The sequence below is a fragment of the Thauera mechernichensis genome, assembly GCF_029588855.1.
GTDB classification, from domain to species: Bacteria; Pseudomonadota; Gammaproteobacteria; order Burkholderiales; family Rhodocyclaceae; genus Thauera; species Thauera mechernichensis.
In genome coordinates, this window is record NZ_JARQZE010000010.1 from 34,624 (window position 1) to 60,110 (window position 25,487).

Below are 25,487 nucleotides of genomic sequence, written 5' to 3' on the forward strand. Positions count from 1 at the left end.
GAGTTCTGAATGAACGGCCTCTTTTCCTCACTGAGAGTAGGGTTACGCCTGGGTATCCTGCAGGTGCTTATGCTGGCATTCATGCTCGGCATTGGCACGCTCGGCCTCTATGGCATGGCATCGACCGTATCCAGCCTGCAGCGCATGCATACCGAACAGCTGACGCCGATGCAGCACCTGGGCGAGGTCCGGGGTGCAGTTCAGGGGATCAACCTCGAGCTGCTGCGTGCGCTTCAGCATCAGCCCGGGCACGCACTGGTGGCACTGCACAATCACCCGACGTCGCTGCACCTGGAACGGGTCACCAAGCATGTGGCCACCTTGACCCAGAGCTGGCAGGGCTATCAGGCGGGACGATCGCTCGATGCCGAAGAGCGCGCCCTGGTGGCGCAGTTCGACGAAGCGCTCAAGGAAATTCTGCCCCTGGTTCGCGATACGACTTCGGCCCTGAACCAGGACGACTTCTCGATGGCGGTCCAGCGTCGCTTCATCGTCGAAGGGCAGGCAATGATGATGTCGCGCTTCACCTTGCTCGATCAACTCGCCGCGGTTCAACTCAAGAAGGGCGAGGCGCTGACGGCGGATGCCGAGCGCGCCTACCGCGGCCAGCAGTGGCTGCTCTCAGGCCTGGTCATCGCCGCCGTACTGCTGGGGCTCATGGTGGGCTTCGCGATCCTGCGCTCGATCACGCGTCCGCTTGGCGAAGCACTCGCGACGGCGGAGACGATCGCCGAAGGGCGCCTTGACCGCCCAATCGCGCTCAGCGGCGGCAATGACGAACTCAGCCGACTCGGCGCTGCCCTTGAAGCCATGCAACGCAACCTGCGCCAGATCATCGGCGCCCTGCAGCACTCGGCGGAGCAGCTCTCGAGCTCGGCCTTGCAGCTGACCACCTCGGCGGACAGTGTGGCCAAAGCCTCGGGGCATCAGAGCGAAGCCGCGGCATCGATGGCGGCCTCGGTCGAGGAGGTGACGGTCAGCATCAACCACGTCGCCGACTCGGCGCGCGAAGCTGCGCGCCTGGCGCAGGAGGCGGGCGACCAGAGCAAGCAGGGCAGCGCCGTGATCAACCAGGCGGTGACCGGCATGCGATCGATCGCCGAGAGCACGCATTCCGCTACGCTCCGGGTGAGCGAGCTGCGCGATCGCACCAGCGAGATCTCGCGTGTGGTCGGGGTGATTCGCGACGTCGCCGACCAGACCAACCTGCTCGCCCTCAACGCCGCAATCGAGGCTGCACGGGCCGGCGAGCAAGGCCGCGGGTTCGCTGTGGTGGCGGACGAAGTACGCAAGCTGGCCGAACGCACCGCGCTCTCCACCACCGAGATCGGTCAGTTGGTGGGCGCGATCCAGAACAGCGTCGGTGAGGTGTCCGGCGTCATGGAGCACAGCGCCACCACCGCAACCGAAGGGGTCGCCGTCGCCAATCAGGCAGGCGAGGCCATCGGCCGCATCGACGCCAGCGCCCAGGCAGTCGACAGCGTGGTCGGCGAGATCTCGACGGCCTTGCGCGAACAGGGCGCAGCCGCCAATGACATCGCCCGCAACGTCGAGCGCATCGCCGAGATGGCCGAGCACAATGCCAGCGTGGTCGAGCAAACCTCCGTCGCCGCACACACGCTGCACGAGATGGCCAAGAACATCGACAGCATGCTGCGCCGGTTCAGGATGTAGCACGGACGCCCTGCCGCCCCGAGTCCAGGCGCAAAGCGCCTGCGCTCGGGGGCCTGGAGCGGGCCAACGATCTCCGCACCAAAATTGACACAGACCCCGCGCCATGAACCGGGGTGATCGGCGTAAAATCGGCGCATGGATACACCCACGGCCAACTTCACGCATCACTTCCTGATCGCCATGCCCAACATGGCCGATCCGCACTTCACGCGCACACTCACCTACATCGCCGAACACAACGAGCAGGGTGCGCTCGGCATCATCGTGAACCGGCCGATCGACATGACGCTGCACACCTTGTTCGAGCGCATCGACCTGCCGCTCGATGCGCCCGGCTTCGATGCGCAGCCGGTGTATTTCGGCGGGCCGGTCCAGACCGACCGCGGCTTCGTGCTCCACCGCCCGCTCGGCGAATGGCACTCGACGCTCAAGGTCAACGACGAGATTGGCCTGACCAGCAGCCGCGACGTTCTGCAGGCGATCGGCGCCCATGGCGAGCCGCGCGACGTGCTGGTCACGCTTGGCTATGCCGGCTGGGCTGCGGGCCAGCTCGAGCAGGAACTGATGGACAACGCCTGGCTGACCGTGCCTGCCGACATGGCGATCGTGTTCGATCTGCCGCCCGAAGAACGCCTGGTCGCGGCCATGCAGAAGCTGGGCGTCGATTTCGCCAACCTCAGCGAGGTCGCCGGGCATGCCTGATGCGGCTCGCGCCGCGACGACAGGTCACGAAACCACGCCCGCGGGTGCGGCGCTGCCTGCCCGCGGCACGCTGCTCGGCTTCGACTTCGGTCTCGCCCGCATCGGCGTCGCCACCGGCGAACTCGAGACCGGGCAGGCCAGCGCCCTTACCACGCTGCACGACGAATCGAACGACGCCCGCTTCAAGGCCATCGCCCGACTCATCGCCGAATGGCGGCCGGTCGCGCTGGTGGTTGGCATTCCAGCTCACCTCGACGGCAGCGCACATGCGCTGACCGCGCGCTGCCAACGCTTTGCCAACCAGCTCCACGGCCGCTTCGGCCTGCCCGTCCTCACCGCGGACGAACGCCTGAGCTCGATCGCTGCCGAGGTCGAACTTGCCGACGCCGGCCTCAGGCACTGGCGCGAACGCAAGGCCGTGCTCGACGCCGCCGCGGCCCAGATCATCCTGCAAACCTTCCTGGACACACGCCGCCATGAAAGACCTTGACGCCGAAGCCCTGTATCAAACGCTCGCCGAACAGATCCGCCCGCAGGTCAGCCCCGCAACCGCCCTCGTCGGCATCTACACCGGCGGCCTCTGGCTGGCCGAGCGCCTGCACCGCGAGCTCGGCATCGCCCAGCCCCTGGGCGCCATCGACGTCTCCTTCTACCGTGACGACTACGCGAGCAAGGGCCTGCACGCCAAGCCGCAGAAGACGGACATCCCGTTCAATGTCGACGGCGCCCACGTCATCCTGGTCGATGACGTGTTGTTCACCGGCCGCACCACGCGCGCGGCCGTCAACGAACTTTTCGACTTCGGCCGTCCGGCCATGGTCGAGCTCGCGGTCCTGGTCGACCGTGGCAGCCGCGAGCTGCCGGTCGCCGCGCGCTACTGCGCCCACACCCTGCCCACGCCGCTGGCGCGCGAGCAGAACCTGGACCTGCGGCGCGACGAGGACGGCGTATTCTCCCTCCAGCTCACCCAGGCCAACCGCTGATACCGAGGCACGCCCGATGCGCAACCCCCAACTCAACAAGCACGGCGAACTGCAACACCTGCTGACCCTCGACGGTCTGCCGCGCAACATCCTCACCGCCATCCTCGACACCGCCGCGCCCTTCACCGAAGTCGCCGAACGCGAGGTCAAGAAGCTGCCGCTGCTGCGCGGCAAGAGCGTGTTCAACCTGTTCTTCGAGAACTCGACGCGCACCCGCACCACCTTCGAGATCGCCGCCAAGCGCCTGTCGGCCGACGTGGTGAACCTCAACATCAACACCAGTTCGGCCGCCAAGGGCGAGAGCCTGCTCGACACCGTCGACAACCTGTGTGCGATGCAGGCCGACATGTTCGTCGTGCGCCACGCCGCCAGCGGTGCACCGATGCTCATCGCCCAGCACCTGCAGAACACCGGGCGCGACCACATCCACGTGGTCAATGCCGGCGACGGCCGCCATGCGCACCCGACGCAGGGCCTGCTGGACATGTACACGATCCGCCACTTCAAGCAGGACTTCACCAACCTGACGGTGGCGATCGTCGGCGACGTGCTGCACTCGCGCGTGGCGCGCAGCCAGATCGCCGCGCTGACCACGCTGGGCGTGCCCGAGGTGCGCGTGATCGGTCCCAGGACCCTGCTGCCGACCGAGGTCGAGAAGCTGGGCGTACGCGTGTTCCACGACATGCGCGAGGGGCTGAAGGGTGTGGACGTAGTGATGATGCTGCGCCTGCAGAACGAGCGCATGAACGGCGCGCTGCTGCCCACCCCGCAGGAGTACTACAAGATCTGGGGCCTCACCGCCGAAAAGCTGGCGCTGGCCAAGCCCGACGCCATCGTGATGCACCCCGGGCCGATGAACCGCGGCGTCGAGATCGACTCGGCAGTGGCCGACGGCGCGCAGGCGGTCATCCTGCCCCAGGTCACCTTCGGCATCGCCGTACGCATGGCGGTCATGAGCATGCTGGGCAGCCACTGAGCGCCCACTACCGATAGGCAATAGAGCATGAACATCCTGATTTCCAACGGCCGCGTCATCGATCCGGCCAACCGCAGCGACGCGGTGCAGAACGTGTATGTATCTGGCGGCAAGATCGTCGCCCTCGGCCAGGCGCCGGACGGCTTCGTCGCCGAGCGCACGATCGACGCCAGCGGCCTGGTCGTCGCCCCCGGCTTCATCGACCTCGCCGCACGCCTGCGCGAACCCGGCTTCGAGTACCGCGCCACGCTCGAATCCGAGATGGAGGCGGCGATGGCCGGCGGCGTCACCAGCCTGGCGATCCCGCCCGACACCGACCCCGCGCTCGACGAGCCCGGGCTGGTCGAGATGCTCACCTACCGCGCCAAGAAGCTCAACCGCGCCCACATCTACCCTGTGGGCGCGCTCACCATCGGTCTCAAGGGCGAGCGCCTGTCGGAGATGGCCGAACTGGTCGAAGCCGGCTGCGTTGCCTTCTCGCAGGCCAACGTGCCGATCGTCGACAACGCCGTACTGATGCGTGCATTGCAGTACGCCGCCACCTTCGACTTCCGTGTCTGGCTGCAACCGCTCGCACCTTTCCTGTCGCGCGGCGGCAACGCCCATGACGGTGAAGTCGCCACGCGCATGGGCCTGGCAGGGATCCCGGTCGCCGCCGAGACGGTGGCGCTGTTCACCTATCTGGAGCTTGCCAAGATCACCGGCGCACGCCTGCACATCACCCGCCTGTCGTCCGCTGCCGGCCTGGCGCTCATCGAGCAGGCACGTGCCGAGGGCATGGACGTCACCTGCGACGTGTCGATCAACCATGTGCACCTGTGCGACATGGATATCGGCTACTTCGACTCCAACTGCCACCTCATCCCGCCGCTGCGCAGCCAGCGCGATCGCGAGGCGCTGTGTCGAGGGCTGGCCGAAGGCCGCGTCAACGCGCTGTGCTCAGACCACACCCCGGTGGACGACGACGGCAAGCAAGCCCCCTTCTCGGAATCCGAGCCCGGTGCCACCGGCCTGGAGCTGCTGCTGCCGCTCACGCTGAAATGGGCCGAGCGCGCCGGCCTGTCGCTGCTTGATGGCCTCGCCCGCATCACCTCGGATGCGGCCAGGATCGTCGGCATCACCAAGGCCGGCCACCTGGCGGTGGGTGCACGTGCGGACATCTGCGTGTTCGACCCCGACACCCACGTCACCGTTACCCGTGACAACCTGCGCAGCCAGGGCAAGAACACGCCCTTCCTCGGCATGGAGCTGCCGGGCAAGGTGCGCTACACCCTGGTCGAGGGCCAGGTGATGTACGCGGTCGACTAAGGCTGTGAGAGCCGGCCCTGCAGGGCCGGCTCCACTTCAGGCAAGCCCGGGCTCAGGCCCCGAACAGCAGCGGCGCAAAGCCGCCGCGCAGCCCGGCCAGCACCATCAGCACGATCTGCAGCACCAGCAACAGCACGAGCGGCGACAGGTCAACATTGGCGATGCTCGGCACCACGCGGCGGAACGGGCGCAGAAAGGGATCGGCAAGGGCACGCAGCAGCGGCGCAAGCGGTGCGTGCGGGCTGACCCAGGACAGCACGGCCGAACCGAGCACGACCGCGAACAGCAGATAGATCATCATGCGCACGGTCTCGATCAGGCCCACGCCGAGCAAGCCCAAGGCCACTGCGCCGGCATTGCCGCTGAACACCGCGCCGCGCAGGCTGAGCTCGAAGGCCACCAGCAGCACCTGAACGAGCCACGCTGGCAGCAGGCTCGCGAGGTCGAGGCCGAGCACGCCGGGGATGAAGCGGCGCAGCGGACGTACCACCCAGTCGGTGGTGGTCACGACGAACTGGCCGATCTGGTTGCGGAAGGAGATGCGCTGCCACTGCATGTAGAAGCGCGCGAGCAGCATCAGAGTGATGAAGCCGCAGACGGTGTTGAGCACCAGCAGCAGGATGTTCGCGAGCATGTTCAGTCCTTGCCCAGTTCGTCGCCCAGGGCGCGACCACGGGCCTCGGCCGCGCGTACCGCCGCCACCAGCGCATCGTGCCAGCCCGACGCCGCCAGACTGGCCAGGGCCGCTTCGGTGGTGCCACCCTTCGAGGTGACCTTCTGGCGCAGCACGGCGGGTGAGTCTTCCGCGCTCGCCGCCAGCCTGGCCGCACCGAGCACGGTATCGATCGCCAACCGGCGCGCACTGGTCTGGTCGAAGCCGAGGGCGCACCCGGCGGACTCGAGCGCCTCGATGAAGTGGAACACATAGGCCGGCCCGCTTCCCGAGATTGCCGTCACCGCGTCAATCTGCCCCTCTTCGGTCGCCCATACCGTACTGCCGACCGCAGCCAGGATGCGCTCGGCAGCCGCGCGCCCAGCCTCATCCACCGAGGGGTCAGCATACAGGCCGGTGACGCCGCAGCCGATCAGGGCCGGTGTATTGGGCATGCAGCGCACTACGCGCGCATGGGGCTGCTCCGGCGTACCCAGCCAGCGCCCGAGATCGGCCAGGCGCAGCCCGGCGGCGATGCTGATCACCAGTTGCCCCTGCAGGCGACCCGCAATCGGCGCCAGCGCCGCCTTCATCTGCTGCGGCTTGACCGCCAGCACCAATACATCGCAGGCCAGCGCCGCGGCATCGAGGGACGCATGCACGCCGACGCCAAAGCGCGCCGCAAGCGCAGCGCGCGCCTGCTCGCCAAGCTCGACGACGGCAATATCGGTCGCCGCGAAGCCGCGCTCGATCATGCCGCCAATGAGGGCGCTCGCCATGTTGCCGCCGCCGAGAAAAGTGATCTTCATGATTTGATCCGTTTGGGTTGAACCGATTTACTTGAGCCGATGCCGCCCAGGCGCCGCATCAGCCGGGTTGAGCAAAAGCGCCTGCCTGGCGCTCGCCGAAGATCGCCGTGCCGACGCGCACGACGGTGGCCCCCTCGGCTACAGCGGCTTCGAGATCATGGGACATGCCCATCGACAAGGTGTCGAGCGTGAGGCCGCTCACGGCAAGCTCGTCCTTCAGCCGGCGCAGCAGCGCAAAGCGGGCGTGCAGAAGCGCCGGATCGGCACTCGGCTCCGGGATGCACATCAGGCCGCGCAAGCGCAGGCCCGGCAGCGCCGCCACTGCTGCCGCCAGGCTGGCCGCATCGATGGGCGCGACGCCGCTCTTGCTTTCCTCGCCACTGACATTGACCTGAATGCAGACATTGAGCGGGGGGAGATGCACGTCGCGCTGTGCGGACAGACGTTCGGCGATCTTCAGCCGATCGATGCTATGCACCCAGTCGAACGCATTGGCCACGAGCCGGGTCTTGTTGCTCTGCAAGGGCCCGATGAAATGCCACTCGAGCCCGAGTTCGCGCAGGGCCTCGACCTTGTCGACACCCTCCTGCACGTAGTTCTCGCCGAACGCACGCTGACCGGCCGCAGCGGCCTCGCGCACGGCTGCTGCCGGCCAGGTCTTGCTCACCGCGAGCAGGGCGACCGAATCGGGGGCACGGCCCGCGGCGTGCGCGGCAGCGGCGATGCGGTCATTGACCGCTTGCAGTCGGGCAGCGATTGTCGTCATATTGCGTGGCCTAATTCCTCTAGCACAGGGCGCAAAAAGTATAGCATTGCGCTGTTGCCCACCCTTTCCGGCCCCCGGCTGCCGGCCATACCATGGACATCACTGAACTCCTCGCCTTCGCAGTCAAGAACAAGGCCTCCGACCTTCACCTGTCGGCCGGCTTGCCGCCCATGATCCGCGTCCATGGCGACGTGCGCCGCATCAACCTGCCTCCGCTCGAGCACAAGGAAGTGCACGCCATGGTGTATGACATCATGAACGACGCGCAGCGCAAGCAGTACGAGGAGTCCTGGGAATGCGACTTCTCCTTCGCCATACCCAACCTGGCGCGCTTCCGGGTCAATGCCTTCAACCAGAACCGCGGTGCAGGCGCGGTGTTCCGTACCATTCCGTCGAAGGTGCTGACGCTCGAAGAGCTCAACTGTCCGAAGATCTTCAAGGACATCTCCAGCCAGCCGCGCGGCATCGTGCTGGTGACCGGGCCGACGGGCTCCGGCAAGTCGACGACGCTGGCGGCGATGATCGACTACGTCAACGAGAACCAGTATGGCCACATCCTGACCGTCGAAGACCCTATCGAGTTCGTGCATGAATCCAAGCGCTGCCTGATCAACCAGCGCGAGGTGCACCGCGACACGATGTCCTTCAACAATGCCCTGCGCGCGGCGCTGCGCGAGGACCCCGACGTCATCCTCGTGGGCGAAATGCGCGACCTCGAAACCATCCGCCTGGCACTGACCGCAGCCGAAACCGGCCACCTCGTGTTCGGCACCCTGCACACCTCGTCCGCAGCCAAGACCATCGACCGTATCGTCGACGTGTTCCCGGCGGCGGAAAAGGACATGGTGCGCTCGATGCTGTCGGAGTCACTGCGCGCGGTGATCTCGCAGACCCTGCTCAAGACCAAGGACGGCCAGGGCCGGGTGGCGGCGCACGAGATCATGATCGGCAGCCCGGCTATCCGCAACCTGATCCGCGAAAACAAGATCGCACAGATGTACTCGTCGATCCAGACCGGTCAGAACGTCGGCATGCAGACCCTCGACCAGTGCCTGGCCGACCTGGTGCGCCGCAATGTGGTCTCGTCGGCCGAAGCCCGTATCCGGGCACAGAACAAGGACAACTTCGTCTAGGCCGAGCAAGGCGCATCGGAGCACATTGGGGCCGGATTCGAGCCTCAGCGCCCGCGGCGAATTGCGCGGGTCCCAAGTTCATTGCAGCACGCCGCACACAAGGTGCGCCAGGAGTCTGAAACATGGAACGCGACCAGGCACTCAGGTTCATGCACGATCTGCTGCGGCTGATGCTGCAGAAGAACGGCTCCGACCTGTTCATCACCACCGGCTTCCCGCCAGCGATCAAGATCGACGGCCGCATCATGCCGCAATCGAACCAGATGCTGCAGCCCGCACATACCGCCGAGCTTGCGCGCGCGATCATGAACGACCGCCAGGCCGCCGAGTTCGAGTCGCACAAGGAGTGCAACTTCGGCATCTCGCCAGCCGGCATCGGGCGCTTCCGGGTCAACGCCTTCGTGCAGCAAGGCAAGGTCGGCCTGGTGCTGCGCACCATCCCGCAGCGCATCCCCAAGTTCGAAGAGCTGGGCCTGCCCCCGGTGCTCAGCGATATCGCGCTGACCAAGCGCGGCCTGGTGATCTTCGTCGGCGGCACCGGCACCGGCAAGACCACCTCGCTCGCCTCGATGGTGGACTACCGCAACGAGAACACCTACGGCCACATCATCACCGTCGAGGACCCGATCGAGTTCGTGCATGCACACAAGAACTGCATCGTCACCCAACGCGAGGTCGGCCTCGACACCGAGTCCTGGGAGAGCGCACTCAAGAACACCCTGCGCCAGGCGCCGGACGTGATCCTGATGGGCGAGATCCGCGACCGCGAGACCATGGACTACGCCATCGCGTTCGCCGAGACCGGCCACCTGTGCCTGGCCACCCTGCACGCAAACAGCGCAAACCAGGCCATCGACCGTATCATCAACTTCTTCCCGGAAGACCGCCGCCAGCAGCTGCTGATGGACCTGTCTCTGAACCTGCGCGCAATGGTGTCGCAGCGCCTGCTGCCCGTGAAGGACCGCAAGGGCCGGGTGCCGGCGGTCGAGGTACTGCTCAACTCGCCGCTGATCTCCGACCTCATCTTCAAGGGCGACATCCCGGCAATCAAGGAGATCATGAAGCGCTCGACCGAGCTCGGCATGCAGACCTTCGACCAGTCGCTGTTCCAGCTCTATGAGAACGAGCTCATCAGCTACGAGGACGCGCTGCGCAACGCCGACTCCGTCAATGACCTGCGCCTGCAGATCAAGCTCAACAGCCGCCACGGCGAACGCGACACCAGCGACAGCCTGAAGAACCTAGGCATGCTGTAAGCCTGCCTCCGCCCGGAGGCAGGGCGCCCGGCTCAGCTCGAAGCCGGCGCTGCGTCGCGGCTGCGGTTGCTGCCTGCCACCATGCGGTACTCGTACAGCCGGCACTCCAGCGCGCCATTGAACAAGGGCGTACGCCGGCTGGCCTTGAGACCAATGAGCTTGGGCAACTGGATATCGGCGGTAAACAGATAGCATCGCCAGCCACCCCAGTTGCGCTTGAGCGCGTCACCAAGCCGCGGATAGAACGCGGCGAGCTCCTCGGCCTCGCCGATCCGCACGCCATAGGGCGGATTGGCCACCATCACGCCCTCGGCTGCTGGCGGCGTACGCTCGAGCACATCGGCACGGTCGAGACGCACACAGTCGGCGAGCCCGGCAGCCTCCAGGTTGAGACGGCTGCGGCGAACCCATTCGCCAACGATGTCCGAGCCGAACACGGGCAGCACCCGCGGCGCCTGCCGGCGCCGTTCTGCCGCAGCACGCACCGCTGTCCAGGCACTGCGGTCGTGGTGGCGGAAGCGCTCGAAGGCGAACTTGCGCCCCAGCCCCGGCGCCACGTCCAGCGCCATCAAGGCGGCCTCGATGAGGAAAGTGCCACTGCCACACATCGGGTCGACCAGCGCCTCGCCCGGCTGCCAGCCGCTCAAGCGCAGAATGCCGGCAGCCAGGTTCTCCTTGAGCGGCGCCTCGACTGCCGCTGGCTTGTAGCCGCGCTTGTAAAGCGCCTCGCCCGAGGTGTCGACGTACAGCGTGACCGTATCGGCAGTGAGAAAAACGTGGATGCGGACCGCCGGATTGGCTGTATCGACACTCGGCCGCCGCCCGCTCACGGTGCGGAAGTGGTCGCACACGGCATCCTTGACCCGCAACGTGATGAACTCCAGGCTCTTGAGCGGCGACTTCTGCGCGGTGACGTGGATGCGGATGGTGTCATCGGCGGTGAACCACTTCGCCCAGGTCACGCTGTAGGCAAGCTTGTAGATGTCCACCTCGGCGCGATAACGCCCCTGCCCCACCCGCCACAGCACTCGGGTTGCGATCCGACTTTCGAGGTTCGCACGCTGGCAGGCCGTCCAGTCGCCCTGCCAGCCCACGCCTCCGGGCACGGCCTGCACCTGACGCGCACCCAGGCCCTCGAGTTCGGCCGCCAGCGCGGTCTCGAGCCCGCGCGGGCATGGGGAAAAAAAATGCTCGGCCATGAGGCCTCCGATCACATGAGACGGCGCATTGTAGCGCTCGCCGCCTCAGACGCGCCGTCCGCGCAGGATTCATGCCCCTTACATGATGCAAGAGACGCCTTGCACAACCTGGCCAAGGTATTATTTCCACGCAATCATTCAGATAACCAGAAATACTCCGCAGCCTGGGGTGCAACGAGGAAGACACGATGCAGGCCAACCGAGACAACGCCCTCCCGCCGGCCCACGGACGCGGCCCATTTGCCGCGACACTGCTCGGCCTGGTTGCCGCCGCATGCGCGCAAGGCGCACTCGCCCAGGACTTCATCTACGTCGTGCGCCCCGGCGACAACCCGTGGAACATCACCGAGCGCTACCTGAAGAGCATCGATTACTGGCCGCGCATCCAGGACTACAACCGCATCCTGGAGCCGACGGCGATCCAGCCCGGCACCCTGCTGCGCATCCCCGTAGGCTGGATGCGTGCCAGACAGGACACCGCACGCGTGATCGACGTGCATGGCAGCGTCGAGCACCGCCGCGGCAGCACTGTCGAGCCCGTGGTCGCAGGCATGGAGCTCACCGCCGGTGCGACCATCCACAGCGGCGACGACGGCAGCCTCACCATCGAGTTCGCAGACGGCAGCCGCAGCCGGGTCGGCAACAATGCCGAGCTGCGCGTTGGCCAGGTCCAGCGCCTGAACGCGTCCGGCGCCCAACAGGTCGGCATCGAGCTCAAGCGCGGGCAGATCGAGAGCGTGGTCACCCCGGCACGCAAGGCCGGCGGCCGCTACACCATCGAAACCCCGGCTGCAGTCGCCGCCGTGCGCGGCACCGACTTCCGCGTACGCACGGACGGCACCGCCATGCTCGCGGAGACACTCGAAGGCGAGATTGCGCTGCGTAACCAGCGCGGTGAAACCCGCCTGCGCGCGGGGACCGGCACCCAGGCGACACCCAGTACCGCGCCCGCGCCGGCCCAACGCCTGCTGTCCGCACCCGCGCTCGATGCCCTCCCCGAGCGCATCGAGCGCGTCCCCTTCAGCATCGACATCGCCGACGTGCCGGGCGCGACCGGTTACCGTACGCAGATCGCGCCCAGTGCGGCCTTCACCGTCGTCGCCTCGGACCGTGTCAGCGCCGCGCCCGCTGTTCGGGGCGAGGCCCACCTGCCCGACGGCGAATACATGATGCGGGTGCGGGCGATCGATGCGCGCGGCCTCGAAGGCATCGATGCCGAACGCAGCATCATCATCGACGCTCGCCCCGAGCCCCCTTTCCCCAGCCAGCCGGCCCCCGACGGCTTTGCCACCGAGGAGCGTATCGGCTTCACCTGGGGGGGCATAGCCGACGCCCTGCAGTACCATTTCGAGCTTGCCGGCGACCCAGGCTTCGAGCACCTGCTCCAGCGTGAGGACCTTGTCGAGCCGCACTTCGTGCTCGCCCACGCGCTGGAGGCGGGCGACTACTTCTGGCGCGTCGCCGTCACCACCGCGAGCGAAGGCCGCGGCCCCTTCTCCGACCCACAGCGCTTCCGCCGGCCGCAGCCCGGTCCCACCCCCGAGGCCCCCGAGATCGACGGCGAGCACCTGCAGTTGCGCTGGCGCGCCAGCGATGGTGCCGAGCGCTACGAAGTGCAGGTGAGCAGCGACGCCAGCTTCAGCGCGCCCGAGTACACGCTCGAAACCGAGCGTGCAGAACTGGTCATGCCCCGCCCGCCGGGCGGCACATGGCACGTCCGCATCCGCAGTCAGGAAGCCGCGGCGCCCATGGGCCCCTGGGGCACGCCACAGCAACTCGAAGTGCCGCATAACCATTGGCGCGCACTGCTGATCCTGCTGCCGCTGCTGCTCGCGCTATGACCCTGCGCTGGCGCCCCACCGCACTCGGGCGCCGATCCGGCTGGCTGGTCTCGGCACTGTTTGCCTGTGCGCTCGCACTCTTTCCGCCGGGGGTCATCCAGCGCGCAGACCTGCTGCTGTTCGACACCCTTGAGCCGTGGTTCCGGGCCCCCGCACTGCCCACCGAGTCGACCGTGATCGCGATCGACGAGGCGACGCTCGCCGCCATGGGGCGTTGGCCCTGGAACCGTGCGGTACACGCGGAACTCATCGACCGCCTGACCGCGGTCGGTGTCTCGTCGATCGCCATGGCCATCCTGTTTCCCGAAAGCGCTCCTGGCGACACCGAGCTGGCAGAGGCCATGCAGGCGTCGGGCCGCGTGATCCTTGCCGTCGCACCCCATGCAGGCACCACCACGGAGGGCATGTTCGAGCTGCTGCCTGTCGACACCCTGCGCGCAAGCGCCGCTGCGCTCGGTCATGTCGACGTCGAAATCGATATTGACGGCCTTTCCCGTCGCACCTACCGCCTTGCCGGCAGTGGTCAGCCACGCTGGGATGCACTCGCAGTCGCAGCATTAAGGCACCCTGGCAGCGGCGAGCCTTCAGGACTCAATGCGCGCGCCCGGGCAGGCCTGCAGCAGGTCGTCCAGCGCCCGCTCTGGGTCCGCCAGGGTGAGTTGCTGCTGCCGTTTCCGGACACGCGCGGACGGCCCGAGGTCGTGTCCTATTACACCTTGCTGAGCCGCCCAGAGCAGGTACGCCGCCTCGAAGGCCGCACGGTATTCATCGGCGCCACAGCAAGCGGCATCGACGCCGGCCTGGCGACCCCCAGCGCCGCCCACGGTGGCAACATGCCGGCGGTCGAGTTCCACGCCCGTGCGTTCGAGGCATTGCGCAGCGGGCTGACCTACAACAGCGCAGCAGCCGGCCTCGCCCTCGCCCTCTGCCTGACCGTGATCAGCCTGGCAGCACTGCTCCGGCCACAAGCAGGGACACGAGGCAAGCTCCTGCTCGGCGGCCTGCTGCTGGTGCCGCCCCTGCTGTCGGGGGCGGTCCTGGGTACATTCCAGCTATGGATACCGCCAGCCAGCGCCATGGCGGGCCTGCTGCTGGGCGCTGCGCTGTGGTTCCTGTCGGTGCTGCGCCACACCCAGGGTTCGCTGGCCCAGGCCCGCCACGACGCCGACGCCACCCTGCGTTCGATCGCCGACGCTGTCCTGACGATCGACGAGGATGCCCGCGTCGTACTGCTCAACCCGGTCGCCGAGCGCCTGACGGGGGCGACCCTGGACAGCGCACGCGGCACCCCGGTGGGCGAACTCATCCGCGACTTCACCGACCAGAGCGCGGTAGTGGTCGAAACCATCCTCGGCTGTCTCAAGCATCGGCAGGCCATCCGCCTGCCCGAACCGATCGCCTGGCAAGCCGTCAGCGGCAAGCATCATGCGCTGCGCCTGACCGCAACACCGGTGGGCGGAGAGGGCGAGGGTGCGGTGCTCGTGTTCCACGATGTCACCGAGACCCTCGCCATCACCGCGCGCCTGCAGCATGAAGCCACCCACGACGTGCTCACGGGGCTACCGAACCGCGCCCTGCTCCTCGACCGCCTGCACCAGGCGCTGGCAAACGCCCAGCGCCGAGGTAGCCTGGTCGCCCTGCTGTTCGTCGACCTTGACCGCTTCAAGCGCATCAACGACAGCCTGGGCCATTACGTCGGCGACCAGGTGCTTCAGGTGGTGGCCGAGCGCCTGACAGCCTCGGTACGCAGCGGTGACACGGTCGCGCGCTGGGGCGGTGACGAGTTCATCATCCTTATGGATCACCTGCGCGACCGCAGCGCAGTGGTGGCAGTGGCCGGCAAGCTGCTCGACCTGCTCGAGCGCGAAGTCGAGACCCAAGGCGAATCCGGGCTGGTGCTGTCGTGCAGCATCGGCATCAGCGTCGGCCCCGCCGACAGCAGCGACGCCGAGACCCTGCTATCGATGGCCGACAAGGCGATGTACCGCGGCAAGCTCGAGGGCGGCAGCCGCTACACCTTCTACTCGCCCGAGATGAACACCTGGTCGCGCGACCGCCTGAACCTGGAAGCAGCACTGCGCAAGGGCCTGGGCAATGACGAATTCGAGCTCTTCTACCAGCCCCAGATCGACATCCGCAGCGGGCGCCTGGCCGGGCTCGAGTCGCTCATCCGCTGGCACCGACCAGGCAGCGGCCTGGTGCGCCCGGACCTCTTCATCGCCGCCGCCGAGGAAAGCGGCCTGATCACGAACATCGGCGAGTGGGTGCTCAACGCCGCCACGCACCAGGCGGCGCGCTGGAGTGCGGACGGCCTGGTGCCCGTGCCGATCGCGGTCAATGTATCGGTGCGCCAATGCACCGACATGAGCGTGGTCGACACCATCCGCCACGCGCTCCGCGACAGCGGCATGGACCCGCGCCAGCTCAAGATCGAGGTAACGGAGTCCACTGCAATGCACGATCCGGAACGTGTCGCCGAACTACTGCACCGCATCCACGCGCTCGGCGTCGGCGTGGCCGTCGACGATTTCGGTACCGGCTACTCGTCCCTGTCGCTGCTCAAGCGCTTCCCGATCTCCGAACTCAAGATAGACAAGAGCTTCGTCATCGACCTGGCCGAAGACAATGATGACGCAGCCATCGTCCGCGGCACCATTGCCCTCGCCCACAGCCTGGGCATGCGCGTGGTGGCGGAAGGCGTAGAGACCGAACTGCAACTGCGCTTCCTCGCCCGCCACGGCTGCAACGTGGCCCAGGGCTTCCTGTTTGCACAGCCCTTGCCCACTGCCGAGATCCGCCACTGGTTGAAGATGCCCCCACCGCACGCACAGCGGGCCATCGAAGGCTTGCAGCACGCGCGCGCAGGAGCCCCGGGAACGAACGGCGACGGATAAAACAAGGCCCCGGCGCGGTCGATCCGCACCGGGGCCAAATAATCCGGGCCAGAGGGAGGTCAGGAGCAGGCCCGGATCAAAGCCATCGGCAGGGGCGCAGCCCAGCGGTGCGCCCCTGGCAGGCGATCAGGGATGCCCTGACTTGCCCGCCTTGATGTCCTGATACCAGATTTCGTGGTGCTCCTTCGCCCAGGTCTCATCCACGTAGCCGGTCTTCATCGACTCGTAGGCACCTTCCACGCCCAGCGTACCCATGTAGATATGGCCGAATGACAGCCCCAGCAGCAGGATGGCGCCGATCGCGTGCACGATGTTGGCTGTCTGCATGTCGGAACGCGTCCACTCGCCAATGTTGGGGAAATCCAGGATCAGGCCCGAGATGACCACTGCCAGCCCGAGGAAGGTGACGCCGATCCAGAACCATGTCTTCTCGCCGAAGTTGAAGCGTCCCGATGGGACATGGCTGCCGTCGAGCACACCGCCTGCACGACGGATCCACACTGCGTCGATCGCCTGCCAGACGTTATCACGCAGGAAGGTCAGGATCATCAGCACGACGAACACCCCGAAGGCCGGGCCGACGTAGTTGTGCACCGTCTTGCCGACGTCGAGCAGCGCAGCGAGCACACCATGGCCGAAGATCGGCAGCAGCACATGCTTGCCGAACAGGATGGCCAACCCGGTCACCGCCAGCACCAGGAAGGTGATCGCAGTGCCCCAGTGGATAAAACGCTCGAAGGCGGAGAAGCGCTTCATGAGGCGCCCGGTGCGTGGCTGGTGCAACCTGATCGTGCCCTTGACCAGCCAGAACAGCACGATGGCCGAAGGCACCAGGATCAACAGCCAGCCACCATACTGCGTGATCGGCCCGTTCCTGAGCTGACGCCAGGTGTTGCCCTCGCTCTGGATCAGCACGCCAGCCTCGGGGCCTCGCACATTGGTAGTGTGCGCCTCGCCCGAGCGCACTGCACGCCACACCGGTGCGTTGTTGAGCGGACGCTCGACCTGGCGCTCGGCCTGATCCGCCGCGCTGCTGCCGGCGGGCTGCTCGGCCGCATGCAGCGGCAGGGCGAGCCCCCACAGCAGGAGCATGAGCAGCAGTGCGGCGAACCAACCGCGCTGCGCCCGCATCATGCGTATCGTCATGGTGCTCTCCTCACTGGATGCGGTTGTACTCGGACTGGTTGCGGGCACGCTGCTTGAGCGCCTTCTCCCAGGCCGCGCGGTCACCCTTGAACTCGCTGTCTTCCCAGGGCCGGGTGTCGGTCTTGCCGCGGTACTGCCCCTGCTCGTACACGGTGACCTGCGGCACCTCGCCACAGGCCGACAAGCCGGCAGACAGCACCCCCGCCAGCACGAGCACAGGCAGACGCTTCAAAGGGTGGCGGCTCATGATTGCCCCTCCCGCTTGCGCTCGCGCTTCTGCTCGCCACCGCCGTAGGCCGCATCCCAGCCCCACACCTCGGCGCCCGTGCCGCGGCGCAGCACGCGCTCGCGGAAGATGTCGGCCACCACGTTGGCGTCACCTGCCAGCAGGGCCTTGGTCGAACACATCTCGGCGCACAAGGGCAGCTTGCCCTGGGCCAGACGGTTTGAGCCGTACTTGTCGTACTCCGCCTGCGAGCCGGTTTCCTCGGGGCCGCCGGCACAGAAGGTGCATTTGTCCATCTTGCCGCGCGCACCAAAGGCCGCCTGGCCATTGGGGAACTGCGGCGCCCCGAACGGACAGGCGAAGAAGCAGTAGCCGCAGCCGATGCACTTGTCCTTGTCGTGCAGCACCACGCCATCTTCGGTCTTGTAGAAACAGTCGGTCGGGCATACTGCCATGCACGGCGCATCCGAGCAGTGCATGCAGGCGACCGAGATCGAGCGTTCGCCCGGCACGCCGTCGTTCATCGTCACCACCCGGCGGCGGTTCACGCCCCAAGGCACCTCGTGCTCGTTCTTGCACGCAGTGACACAGCCGTTGCATTCGATGCAGCGCTCGGCGTCACAGAGAAATTTCATGCGTCCCATCGTGTTCTCTCCTCGCCCTTACGCTTTGCTCACGCGGCACAGGGTGGTCTTGGTTTCCTGCATCATCGTCACCGGGTCGTAGCCATAGGTCGTGGCGGTGTTGACCGCCTCGCCACGCACGATCGGTGCCGCGCCATCGGGGTAGTACTTGAGCATGTCCTGGCCCTGCCACCAGCCGGAGAAATGGAAGGGCAGGAACACCGTGCCCGGGGCAACACGCTGGGTGACCTGGGCACGCACCTTGAGGCGCGCCTTGGTCGGCGACTCGACCCAGATGTACTCGCCGTTGCGAAAGCCCGCATCGTTGGCGTCCTTGGGGTTCACCTCGGCGAACATCTCCTGCTGCAGTTCGGCCAGCCAGGGGTTGGAGCGCGTTTCCTCCCCGCCCCCCTCGTACTCCACCAGACGGCCGGAGGTCATGATCAGCGGGTATTCGCTGGAGATGTTCTTGACCTTGTCCTGCATCGACTTGTAGAGCGTCGGCAGGCGCCAGAACTTCATCTTGTCGTCATGGGTCGGGTACTTCTCGACCAGGTCGGGCCGCGGCGAGTAGATCGGCTCGCGGTGCAGCGGCACCGGGTCGGGGAAGTTCCACACCAGCGCACGCGCTCTGGCGTTGCCAAACGGGTGGCAGCCATGGTTCTTCATCGCCACGCGGATGATCCCGCCCGACAGGTCGGTCTTCCAGTTCTTGCCTTCCGCCGCCTGCTTCTCGGCGTCGGTGAGTTCGTCCCACCAGCCCAGTTTCTTGAGCAGCACGTCATCGAACTCGGGGTAGCCCATCTGCAGGTCGGCGCCCTTGGAAGCCGAGCCCTCGGCGGCCAGCAGCGATACGCCGTCCTTCTCCACGCCGAAGTTGGCGCGGAAATTTCCGCCGCCGTCCATGACGTGCTTGGAGGTGTCATAAAGATTGGGCGTGCCCGGGTGCTTCATCTCCGGGTTGCCGTAGCACGGCCACGGCAGGCCGAAGTACTCGCCGTCGCAAGGGCCGCCGGCCGCCTTCAGCGTCCTGACGTCGAAGGTGTGCATGTTCTTCATGTGCAGCTTGAGGCGCTCGGGCGACTGGCCGCTGTAGCCGATGGTCCAGGTGCCGCGGTTGATCTCGCGCAGGATGTCCTCGATGTTCGGCTCGTCCCAGCCCTGGGCGTCCTTGTCGACCTTGATGTTCTTCACCAGCTCGTCCGCCCAGCCGAACTTCTTCGCGAAGGCGTACATGATGGTGTGGTCGGGCTTGGACTCGAACAGCGGCTCGATGACCTTCTCGCGCCACTGGATGGACCGGTTCGACGCAGTACACGAGCCAGTGGTCTCGAACTGGGTGCAGGCCGGCAGCAGGTACACGCCATCCTTGCGCACCATCGCCGCCATCGACGCAGTCGCCGACGGATAGGGGTCGATCACCACCAGGGTGTCGAGCTGCTTCATGGCCTCGACCATCTCCGCGCCGCGCGTCTGCGAATTGGGCGCATGGCCCCAATACACGACTGCGCGCAGGTTGCTGGGCTGGTCGATCAGCTCCTTGTTCTCGGTCACGCCGTCGATCCAGCGCGACACGGTGATGCCCGACTTGGTCATCAGTTCCTCGGAGGCGTAGCGGGCCTTGACCCACTCGTAATCGACGCCCCACACCTTGCACCAGTGCTTCCACGAACCGGCGGCCAGGCCGTAGTAGCCAGGCAGCGAATCCGGGTTGGGGCCGACGTCGGTCGCGCCCTGCACGTTGTCGTGGCCGCGGAAGATGTTGGTGCCGCCACCCGACACGCCGACGTTGCCGAGCACCAGCTGCAGGATGCACATCGCGCGCACGTTGGCGTTGCCGACGGTGTGCTGGGTCTGGCCCATGCACCACACAACGGTCGAGGGCCGGTTCATGGCCAGCGTCTCGGCGACCTTGAACACCTGGTCTTCCGGAATACCGGTCACTTCCTGCACGCGCTCGGGCGTCCAGGTCATGATCTCTTCCTTGACCTTCTCCAGGCCGAAGACGCGGTCGTCGATGTACTTCTGGTCTTCCCAGCCGTTCTTGAAGATGTGGTACAGCATGCCCCAGATGAAGGGGATGTCGGTGCCCGAGCGGATGCGCACGTACTGGTGCGCCTTCGCCGCCGTGCGCGTGAAGCGCGGGTCCACGACGACCATCTTGCAGCCGTTTTCCTTGGCATGCAGCATGTGCAGCATCGACACCGGGTGGGCCTCGGCCGCATTCGAGCCGATATAAAGCGCCGCCTTGGAGAACTGCATGTCGTTGTAGGAGTTCGTCATCGCACCGTAACCCCAGGTGTTCGCCACGCCCGCCACCGTGGTGGAGTGGCAGATGCGCGCCTGGTGGTCGCAGTTGTTGGTGCCCCAGAAGGACACGAACTTACGCAGCAGGTAGGCCTGCTCGTTGTTGTGCTTCGATGAACCGATCCAATACACGGCGTCCGGGCCGGACTCCTCGCGGATCCTGAGCAGGCGGTCGCCGACCTCGTTCAGCGCCTGCTCCCAGGACATGCGCTGGTACTTGCCGTCGACCAGCTTCATCGGGTACTTCAGGCGGTGCTCGCCGTGGCCGTGCTCGCGCAGCGCCGCACCCTTGGCACAGTGCGCGCCGAGGTTGATCGGCGAATCGAACACCGGCTCCTGATGCACCCACACGCCATTGCGCACGATGGCATCGGTCGAACAGCCGACCGAGCAGTGGGTGCATACGGTACGACGCACTTCGGCGGGGCCGTCGCTGCGTGACACGCCCGCGGCCGCAGCGTCTGCCGCACCGATGAGGTTGTAGGGCAGCTGGGTGGCGATCGCCCCCGCGCCCACGCCCAGGCCCGAGCGCTTCAGGAAGGCGCGCCGATCCATGGTCTGGCCCAGCGGCCGCGCTGCCGCGCCGCGCAGGCGACGCGCACTGCCGGCAGTCGCAGCGGATTTCTTGGTCAGCATCGTGGCGTCCTCCTCAGATCCGCGCGGTGCGGTAGTAATTGCGCATGTGCGCGCTGGTGCCCTGCTCTGCAGCCTCGCGGCGTGCATCCTCGACCACGGCCGCCGCCTGCGGTACGGCCTGGGTCGCTGCCGTCGCCACCGCGGCGGCGCTTGCGGCACTGCCCGCACCGACGGCCATCAGGAAGTTCCGCCGGGACAATTTCGTCGTGTCGTCTTTCATCATCGATCTCCCCCCCAACAAAGAATCGGCATCCGCCCGTCAGGCGGACACCTCCAGCATGTCGAACGCCTCGCGCTCGATGTCCATGAAGGCCAGCAGCAAGGCACCCACCTTCGCGTAAAAGTCCGCCCCGGGCGCCTGCGCCAGGGCATGTGCAAAATCGGCATACCAGGGCGCGATGTGGCGCGCGAAGAACGCGCGCTGGCGCTGCAGGCCCGCCTCGTCAGGCCCGGTCAGCACCAGGTGGCGCATGACCTCGGCGAGCGCGGCGATGTGGTCCTCGGTTTCCGTCACCCCGGCGCGACGGCCCAGCCCGAGCTCGGCGAGGTCGGCACGCAGTTCGGCTAGCGGCTCCTCTTGCAGGAAGCCGGTCAGGTACCACGAGCCATTGGCCATCACCACCGGCTTGCCAACGCTGATGAAGAGGGCGTTGAATTCGTCGCATACCCCCTGCAAGGGCGCACCAGCCGCAGCGCCAAGTGCGGCCCAGGCCTGCGGCAAGGCACCGGCCGTACCGCCGAGGGCGCTCGCCGCCGCTGCAAGCGCAGCCAGCAGCGGCGCATCCGGCGCGCCATGGAGCAGGCGCGCAAGCAGTGCGTAGTGCTCGGCGCGAGCACGGTCCTCCTCGGACCAGCTGGGTTGGGCATGGACGGGGATGGTAGCGGCGCTCATTCGGACAGATCCCAGGCCTTCACGGCCGAACTTGAGGTCGATTCGGACTTCATCATGTCGATGACACGGCAATCCGCACACATGCGCAGGCGGGCACGCTCAGCCTCGGTGGCGAACATGGAATGCCCGGACAGGCGGGCGATCATGGATTCGATCAGCGGCGTGGCCCCCATCGCCTTGCCACAGGCGGTGCAGTGGAACATGTCGGCCTCACGCAGGGCACGCGCCCGACGCGCCTCCTCGCCCAGCGCCAGGCGGGGTTCGAGCGCCAGCGCCGACTCCGGACAGGAGGCGACGCACAGGCCGCACTGCAGGCAGTTGCGCTCGATGAAGTCGAGCCGGTAGCTGTCGGTCGCAGCACGCAGGGCGCCAGCCGGACAGGCGCCGGTACAGGCCATGCACAGCGTGCATGCGTCGGACACGACGACCTGACCGAAGGGCGCGCCGGCCTTCAGTGCGATCGCGGCGGGCAGGCCCGGCGCGGCCTGCGCCGCGGGAGCGTGCTGGACAAGGTGGCGGAGCGCGAAGTCCAGCGTCTCGCGCTTCTTCGGCAGCAGGCGGAAACGCGCCGGCACGGCAATGCCGGTTGCGGGCGCCCACGACCACAGGGCGCGCTCCAGTGCCTGCCACTCCTCGGCATCGGCCTCGATGATGCGCAGATGCTCGCCCGCGTAGCCGAGTGCAGACAGGATGGTCTGGCCGTAGCCGGCCTGGGCCTTGAGTGGCGCGGCGTCGTGACTGCCGGCAGCGAGTACGGCGACCTGGCAGGCCCCCAGCGCCAGGCTACCGAGCATCAGGTCCAGCCCGACCGCATCCGCGCTCCACACCTCGACCGGGATCACGCGCGCAGGCAGGCCGCGACCACGGCGCGCAAGACGGGCAATGGCAGCGGCACCGTCCTCTGCAGCGTGAAACACGATGCAGGCGTCGCGGCCACCCGTGCGGGCGTACTCAGAAAGCAGGGTCTTCACACGCAGGCCCACATCGGGCACGCGCGGAAACTGGAAGCCCAGCGCCCCCGACGGACACACCGTGCTGCAGGTGCCACAGCCCTTGCACAACCAGGGATCAACGGCGATCACGTCGCCGTTGGAACGGATCGCCTCGGTGGAGCAGACCTCGATGCAGTTGGTACAGCCCGTCTTCCTGGCGCGGCTGTGCGCGCACAGGCCCGCATCGAAGGCAACGTAGCGCGGCTTCTCGAACTCGCCGATGAACTCGCCCAGCGACTGCACCGCCAGCGCCTGCTCGAAGGGATCGCGGCCCGGCGCCGCGTAGCCGTCGGGCAGTTCGATGCGCTTGAGCAGAGGCTCGACGGACAGGTCGAGCACGAGGTCGAAGCGCTCGCTGCGCGCCGTATCGGTGCGCGCGAAATCGATCGCGCCGATCTCGCCACAGGCGGCGACGCAGGCGCGGTGGCCGCGACAGGCGTCGACATCGACCTGCAGGTCGAAACCGATCGCGCCCTCGGGACAGGCCTTCACACAGGCGTTGCAGCGCACGCAAAGCTCGAGGTCGATCGGATTGCGCTGCTGCCATTGCAGCTCGAATTCGCCGAGGTGACCGGACAAGCTCAGCACCTTGCCCGACCACACCGGGTACTCATTGGCCGCGGGCAGTTCGACTTCGCCAGCACGCTGGGTAATGAGCACCGCCGGATCGAAGCTGCCTGCCAGGCGTTCTGCCCAGCCAAGCGCGGCGCCTGCTTCGCCGATGATCAACAGGCTGCGCCCAGCCTGCATCTGCACCGCAGGCACGGGCTCGGGCGCAGGCAAGGTGGTCGCTGCCGCGATCAGCGCGGCCAGCTTGGGCGCCGCCTGCGCCGACTCGGCCGAGCGGCCGGCGTTCTCGCGCAGGTTGAAGAAGTGGATGCGCTGACCGGCCTCGTGCGTGTCGGCCAGTTCGCCGAACAGCGCGGTTTCCTGCGTACAGGACACGAAGACCGTGCGCCCGGCGGCAAGGTCTGCGTCCACCACAGGCAAGTCCTGGGCGCACAGCGCGTGGTGACAGGACGCAACGACGCCGGCAGCAGCAAGCTGCCCGGCGTCCAGCGAGAAACTGCGATTACAGTCGCAGAGGCGGATCCGCTCTTGATTGTCGTGCATCGATTCGTCCGTTTAATCCACCGATTCGAAGCACTCGGCGGGCCAGCCAAAACGGAACCCTGGACCACAAAACAAACCGCAAAAGACCACACTGGGGCGCCAACTGGTCTCAGTACAGACAAATTGTCCCGGACGCCCCGTTTTGTCCCACCGGGCCGGCTACGCCTCCCCGGCAGCGCCGTTGGTCTGCACCTTGGCCGCGCTCCCGGCTGCAGGCGCAGCCTCGGCAAGGCCTGCAGCCGACGCCTGCTCGCCGGGCGGGGGCGTCGAGGCGCCCTCGGGCACGAGCACCTCGGATACGCCCGCTGCGGACGCGGCGGCGGGTGTAGCCAGAGTTTCTTCGGGCGCCTCCGTCTGCTCTGCAGCCGGCGCATCCCCCAGCCACTCGCGCGCATGCTTGAGCTTTTCCATCAAGTGCGGCGGGATCGGGTCGGCGATGTTGTAGTCGTCGATATAGACGTCCAGCCCGTCCATGCGGTTGAAATGCGGGTCGGCAAAGAGCTTCTTGAGCGCCTGGCGGCGCACGGCCTCGCTGACCTCCTCCTTGAGGAAGGCGGTGAAGTCCGACGCCAGCGTCAGCGCTTCAACCGGGGGCAGTTCGACCGCCGCGGGCGCCGGAACGGCAAGGGCTGCATCCGCATGTTCGTCCAGCCCGCCATCGGCAGGTCGATCCGCGACCGTAACCGGCGGCTCGGCAACAGGGCGCACGGGCGCGCCCCCCGCTGCGAGCTTGCGCTTCGACCAACGCGACAGGAAGCCACCGCTCACTGCGGCCTCCTGTCCTGCGCAAGCGGATCGTTGCGCCTCACCTTGCGACGCGGAGCTGGCTTGTAATGGGTATTGACGAAATCGCCCACCCAGTCGGCGATCTCACGCGACATCGCCACCCCATCGACCTGCTCGCCCGAGTCGAGCCAGCGCGCCGCCTCCCCATAGCTCACTGACACGGCAGCAGGCAGCGCCTGGCCGCCTTCCTTGCGCCACATCACGAACACCTTGGGAATCGGCGAGCTCATGTTGAGGAAATAGTTGTCCACCTCGTCACGAAAGAGCGCCAGCGCGTGACCGCCAATCCGCCACTGCCGCCGCTCCGGCTCGGAGACGATCTCGGCGACCCCCGGCCCGGGGTCGGCGAAGGCAGGCACCACCCCGACCGCCTCCCAGGCCTCATCCACCCAGGGATTGTTCAGGCGGCGACACTCCATGATCACCGCGATCGGAAACTCGTTCATGACTCTTCACCTGACTTGTGGAACCGAACTCTGTCTACAGCATACGTCCGCAGCCTCGAGCCGGCGACCATCGGGCACTGCGGCCCGGTGATCGCAGCACCGCCACGCAGCGCCCCGCTTGCCGCTA

At 67.0% G+C, this 25,487-nt stretch carries 23 protein-coding genes; 10 read left to right on the top strand and 13 right to left on the bottom strand.

Annotation, left to right across the window (positions count from 1 at the left end):
* The first annotated feature begins 9 nt into the window (after window positions 1-9).
* The 6 genes from P7F68_RS13645 to P7F68_RS13670 all read left to right on the top strand — a co-directional run bounded on the left by P7F68_RS13645 (window position 10) and on the right by P7F68_RS13670 (window position 5,643).
* Entirely contained in the window at window positions 10-1,674 is a 1,665-nt protein-coding gene (locus P7F68_RS13645; RefSeq protein WP_277833911.1) for a methyl-accepting chemotaxis protein, read from the top strand.
* 135 nt (window positions 1,675-1,809) lie between these two features.
* Entirely contained in the window at window positions 1,810-2,376 is a 567-nt protein-coding gene (locus P7F68_RS13650; protein ID WP_002930399.1) for a YqgE/AlgH family protein, read from the top strand.
* Window positions 2,369-2,866: a Holliday junction resolvase RuvX gene (gene ruvX / locus P7F68_RS13655; protein WP_277833914.1), complete on the top strand. Its 498-nt coding sequence runs from the start codon at window positions 2,369-2,371 to the stop codon at window positions 2,864-2,866. The genes P7F68_RS13650 and ruvX overlap by 8 nt, the downstream gene beginning before the upstream one ends.
* Window positions 2,853-3,359 carry a bifunctional pyr operon transcriptional regulator/uracil phosphoribosyltransferase PyrR gene (gene pyrR / locus P7F68_RS13660; RefSeq protein ID WP_002930396.1) on the top strand — a complete coding sequence of 169 codons (507 nt, stop codon included), beginning with the start codon at window positions 2,853-2,855 and terminating at the stop codon, window positions 3,357-3,359. The genes ruvX and pyrR overlap by 14 nt, the downstream gene beginning before the upstream one ends.
* Before the next feature lie 16 nt (window positions 3,360-3,375).
* Entirely contained in the window at window positions 3,376-4,335 is a 960-nt protein-coding gene (locus P7F68_RS13665) for an aspartate carbamoyltransferase catalytic subunit (RefSeq protein ID WP_002939992.1), read from the top strand.
* A gap of 27 nt (window positions 4,336-4,362) precedes the next feature.
* Entirely contained in the window at window positions 4,363-5,643 is a 1,281-nt protein-coding gene (locus P7F68_RS13670; protein ID WP_270069215.1) for a dihydroorotase, read from the top strand.
* 52 nt (window positions 5,644-5,695) lie between these two features.
* Here P7F68_RS13670 and P7F68_RS13675 read toward each other — a convergent pair whose 3' ends face one another.
* Genes P7F68_RS13675 through P7F68_RS13685 form a run of 3 tightly spaced genes read right to left on the bottom strand, consistent with a single transcriptional unit; the run spans window position 5,696 to window position 7,870 of the window.
* Window positions 5,696-6,277: a YggT family protein gene (locus tag P7F68_RS13675; RefSeq protein ID WP_277833919.1), complete on the bottom strand. Its 582-nt coding sequence runs from the start codon at window positions 6,275-6,277 to the stop codon at window positions 5,696-5,698.
* A gap of 2 nt (window positions 6,278-6,279) precedes the next feature.
* Window positions 6,280-7,104 carry a pyrroline-5-carboxylate reductase gene (proC, locus tag P7F68_RS13680; RefSeq protein WP_277833921.1) on the bottom strand — a complete coding sequence of 275 codons (825 nt, stop codon included), beginning with the start codon at window positions 7,102-7,104 and terminating at the stop codon, window positions 6,280-6,282.
* 58 nt (window positions 7,105-7,162) lie between these two features.
* Complete coding sequence (locus P7F68_RS13685) at window positions 7,163-7,870, bottom strand: YggS family pyridoxal phosphate-dependent enzyme (protein WP_270069213.1); 708 nt, start codon at window positions 7,868-7,870, stop codon at window positions 7,163-7,165.
* Between the two features lie 92 nt (window positions 7,871-7,962).
* On the opposite strand from P7F68_RS13685, the gene P7F68_RS13690 reads away from it, so the two are divergent.
* Window positions 7,963-9,003 carry a type IV pilus twitching motility protein PilT gene (locus P7F68_RS13690; RefSeq protein ID WP_002930383.1) on the top strand — a complete coding sequence of 347 codons (1,041 nt, stop codon included), beginning with the start codon at window positions 7,963-7,965 and terminating at the stop codon, window positions 9,001-9,003.
* Window positions 9,004-9,125: 122 nt separating this feature from the next.
* Window positions 9,126-10,259 carry a PilT/PilU family type 4a pilus ATPase gene (locus P7F68_RS13695; protein ID WP_277833926.1) on the top strand — a complete coding sequence of 378 codons (1,134 nt, stop codon included), beginning with the start codon at window positions 9,126-9,128 and terminating at the stop codon, window positions 10,257-10,259.
* Window positions 10,260-10,291: 32 nt separating this feature from the next.
* On the opposite strand, the gene P7F68_RS13700 is transcribed toward P7F68_RS13695, so the two are convergent.
* Entirely contained in the window at window positions 10,292-11,458 is a 1,167-nt protein-coding gene (locus P7F68_RS13700) for a THUMP domain-containing class I SAM-dependent RNA methyltransferase (protein ID WP_277833928.1), read from the bottom strand.
* A 188-nt stretch (window positions 11,459-11,646) separates the two neighbouring features.
* Here P7F68_RS13700 and P7F68_RS13705 point away from each other — a divergent pair, with 188 nt between their 5' ends.
* Entirely contained in the window at window positions 11,647-13,299 is a 1,653-nt protein-coding gene (locus P7F68_RS13705; RefSeq protein WP_277833930.1) for a FecR family protein, read from the top strand.
* Window positions 13,296-16,193: an EAL domain-containing protein gene (locus P7F68_RS13710; protein WP_277833932.1), complete on the top strand. Its 2,898-nt coding sequence runs from the start codon at window positions 13,296-13,298 to the stop codon at window positions 16,191-16,193. The genes P7F68_RS13705 and P7F68_RS13710 overlap by 4 nt, the downstream gene beginning before the upstream one ends.
* Before the next feature lie 126 nt (window positions 16,194-16,319).
* On the opposite strand, the gene P7F68_RS13715 is transcribed toward P7F68_RS13710, so the two are convergent.
* The 9 genes from P7F68_RS13715 to P7F68_RS13755 all read right to left on the bottom strand — a co-directional run bounded on the left by P7F68_RS13715 (window position 16,320) and on the right by P7F68_RS13755 (window position 25,360).
* Entirely contained in the window at window positions 16,320-17,339 is a 1,020-nt protein-coding gene (locus P7F68_RS13715; protein ID WP_277833934.1) for a formate dehydrogenase subunit gamma, read from the bottom strand.
* Between the two features lie 10 nt (window positions 17,340-17,349).
* Complete coding sequence (locus P7F68_RS13720; RefSeq protein WP_002930370.1) at window positions 17,350-17,586, bottom strand: hypothetical protein; 237 nt, start codon at window positions 17,584-17,586, stop codon at window positions 17,350-17,352.
* Window positions 17,583-18,209 (bottom strand): formate dehydrogenase FDH3 subunit beta, encoded by a 627-nt coding sequence (gene fdh3B / locus P7F68_RS13725; protein ID WP_002930368.1) that lies wholly within the window; start codon window positions 18,207-18,209, stop codon window positions 17,583-17,585. The genes P7F68_RS13720 and fdh3B overlap by 4 nt, the downstream gene beginning before the upstream one ends.
* A gap of 18 nt (window positions 18,210-18,227) precedes the next feature.
* Window positions 18,228-21,131 carry a formate dehydrogenase subunit alpha gene (locus P7F68_RS13730; RefSeq protein WP_002940017.1) on the bottom strand — a complete coding sequence of 968 codons (2,904 nt, stop codon included), beginning with the start codon at window positions 21,129-21,131 and terminating at the stop codon, window positions 18,228-18,230.
* A gap of 13 nt (window positions 21,132-21,144) precedes the next feature.
* Window positions 21,145-21,351 (bottom strand): hypothetical protein, encoded by a 207-nt coding sequence (locus tag P7F68_RS13735; RefSeq protein ID WP_157354550.1) that lies wholly within the window; start codon window positions 21,349-21,351, stop codon window positions 21,145-21,147.
* A 39-nt stretch (window positions 21,352-21,390) separates the two neighbouring features.
* Complete coding sequence (locus P7F68_RS13740; RefSeq protein ID WP_277833942.1) at window positions 21,391-22,023, bottom strand: TorD/DmsD family molecular chaperone; 633 nt, start codon at window positions 22,021-22,023, stop codon at window positions 21,391-21,393.
* Window positions 22,020-24,128 carry a 4Fe-4S binding protein gene (locus tag P7F68_RS13745; RefSeq protein ID WP_277833944.1) on the bottom strand — a complete coding sequence of 703 codons (2,109 nt, stop codon included), beginning with the start codon at window positions 24,126-24,128 and terminating at the stop codon, window positions 22,020-22,022. The genes P7F68_RS13740 and P7F68_RS13745 overlap by 4 nt, the downstream gene beginning before the upstream one ends.
* Before the next feature lie 159 nt (window positions 24,129-24,287).
* Window positions 24,288-24,896: a DUF3306 domain-containing protein gene (locus tag P7F68_RS13750; protein ID WP_277833946.1), complete on the bottom strand. Its 609-nt coding sequence runs from the start codon at window positions 24,894-24,896 to the stop codon at window positions 24,288-24,290.
* On the bottom strand, window positions 24,893-25,360 hold the full coding sequence (locus P7F68_RS13755) for a DUF3305 domain-containing protein (RefSeq protein WP_002930360.1): 468 nt from the start codon (window positions 25,358-25,360) through the stop codon (window positions 24,893-24,895). Before P7F68_RS13755 ends, P7F68_RS13750 begins: the two co-directional genes overlap by 4 nt.
* Between the last annotated feature and the right edge of the window lie 127 nt (window positions 25,361-25,487).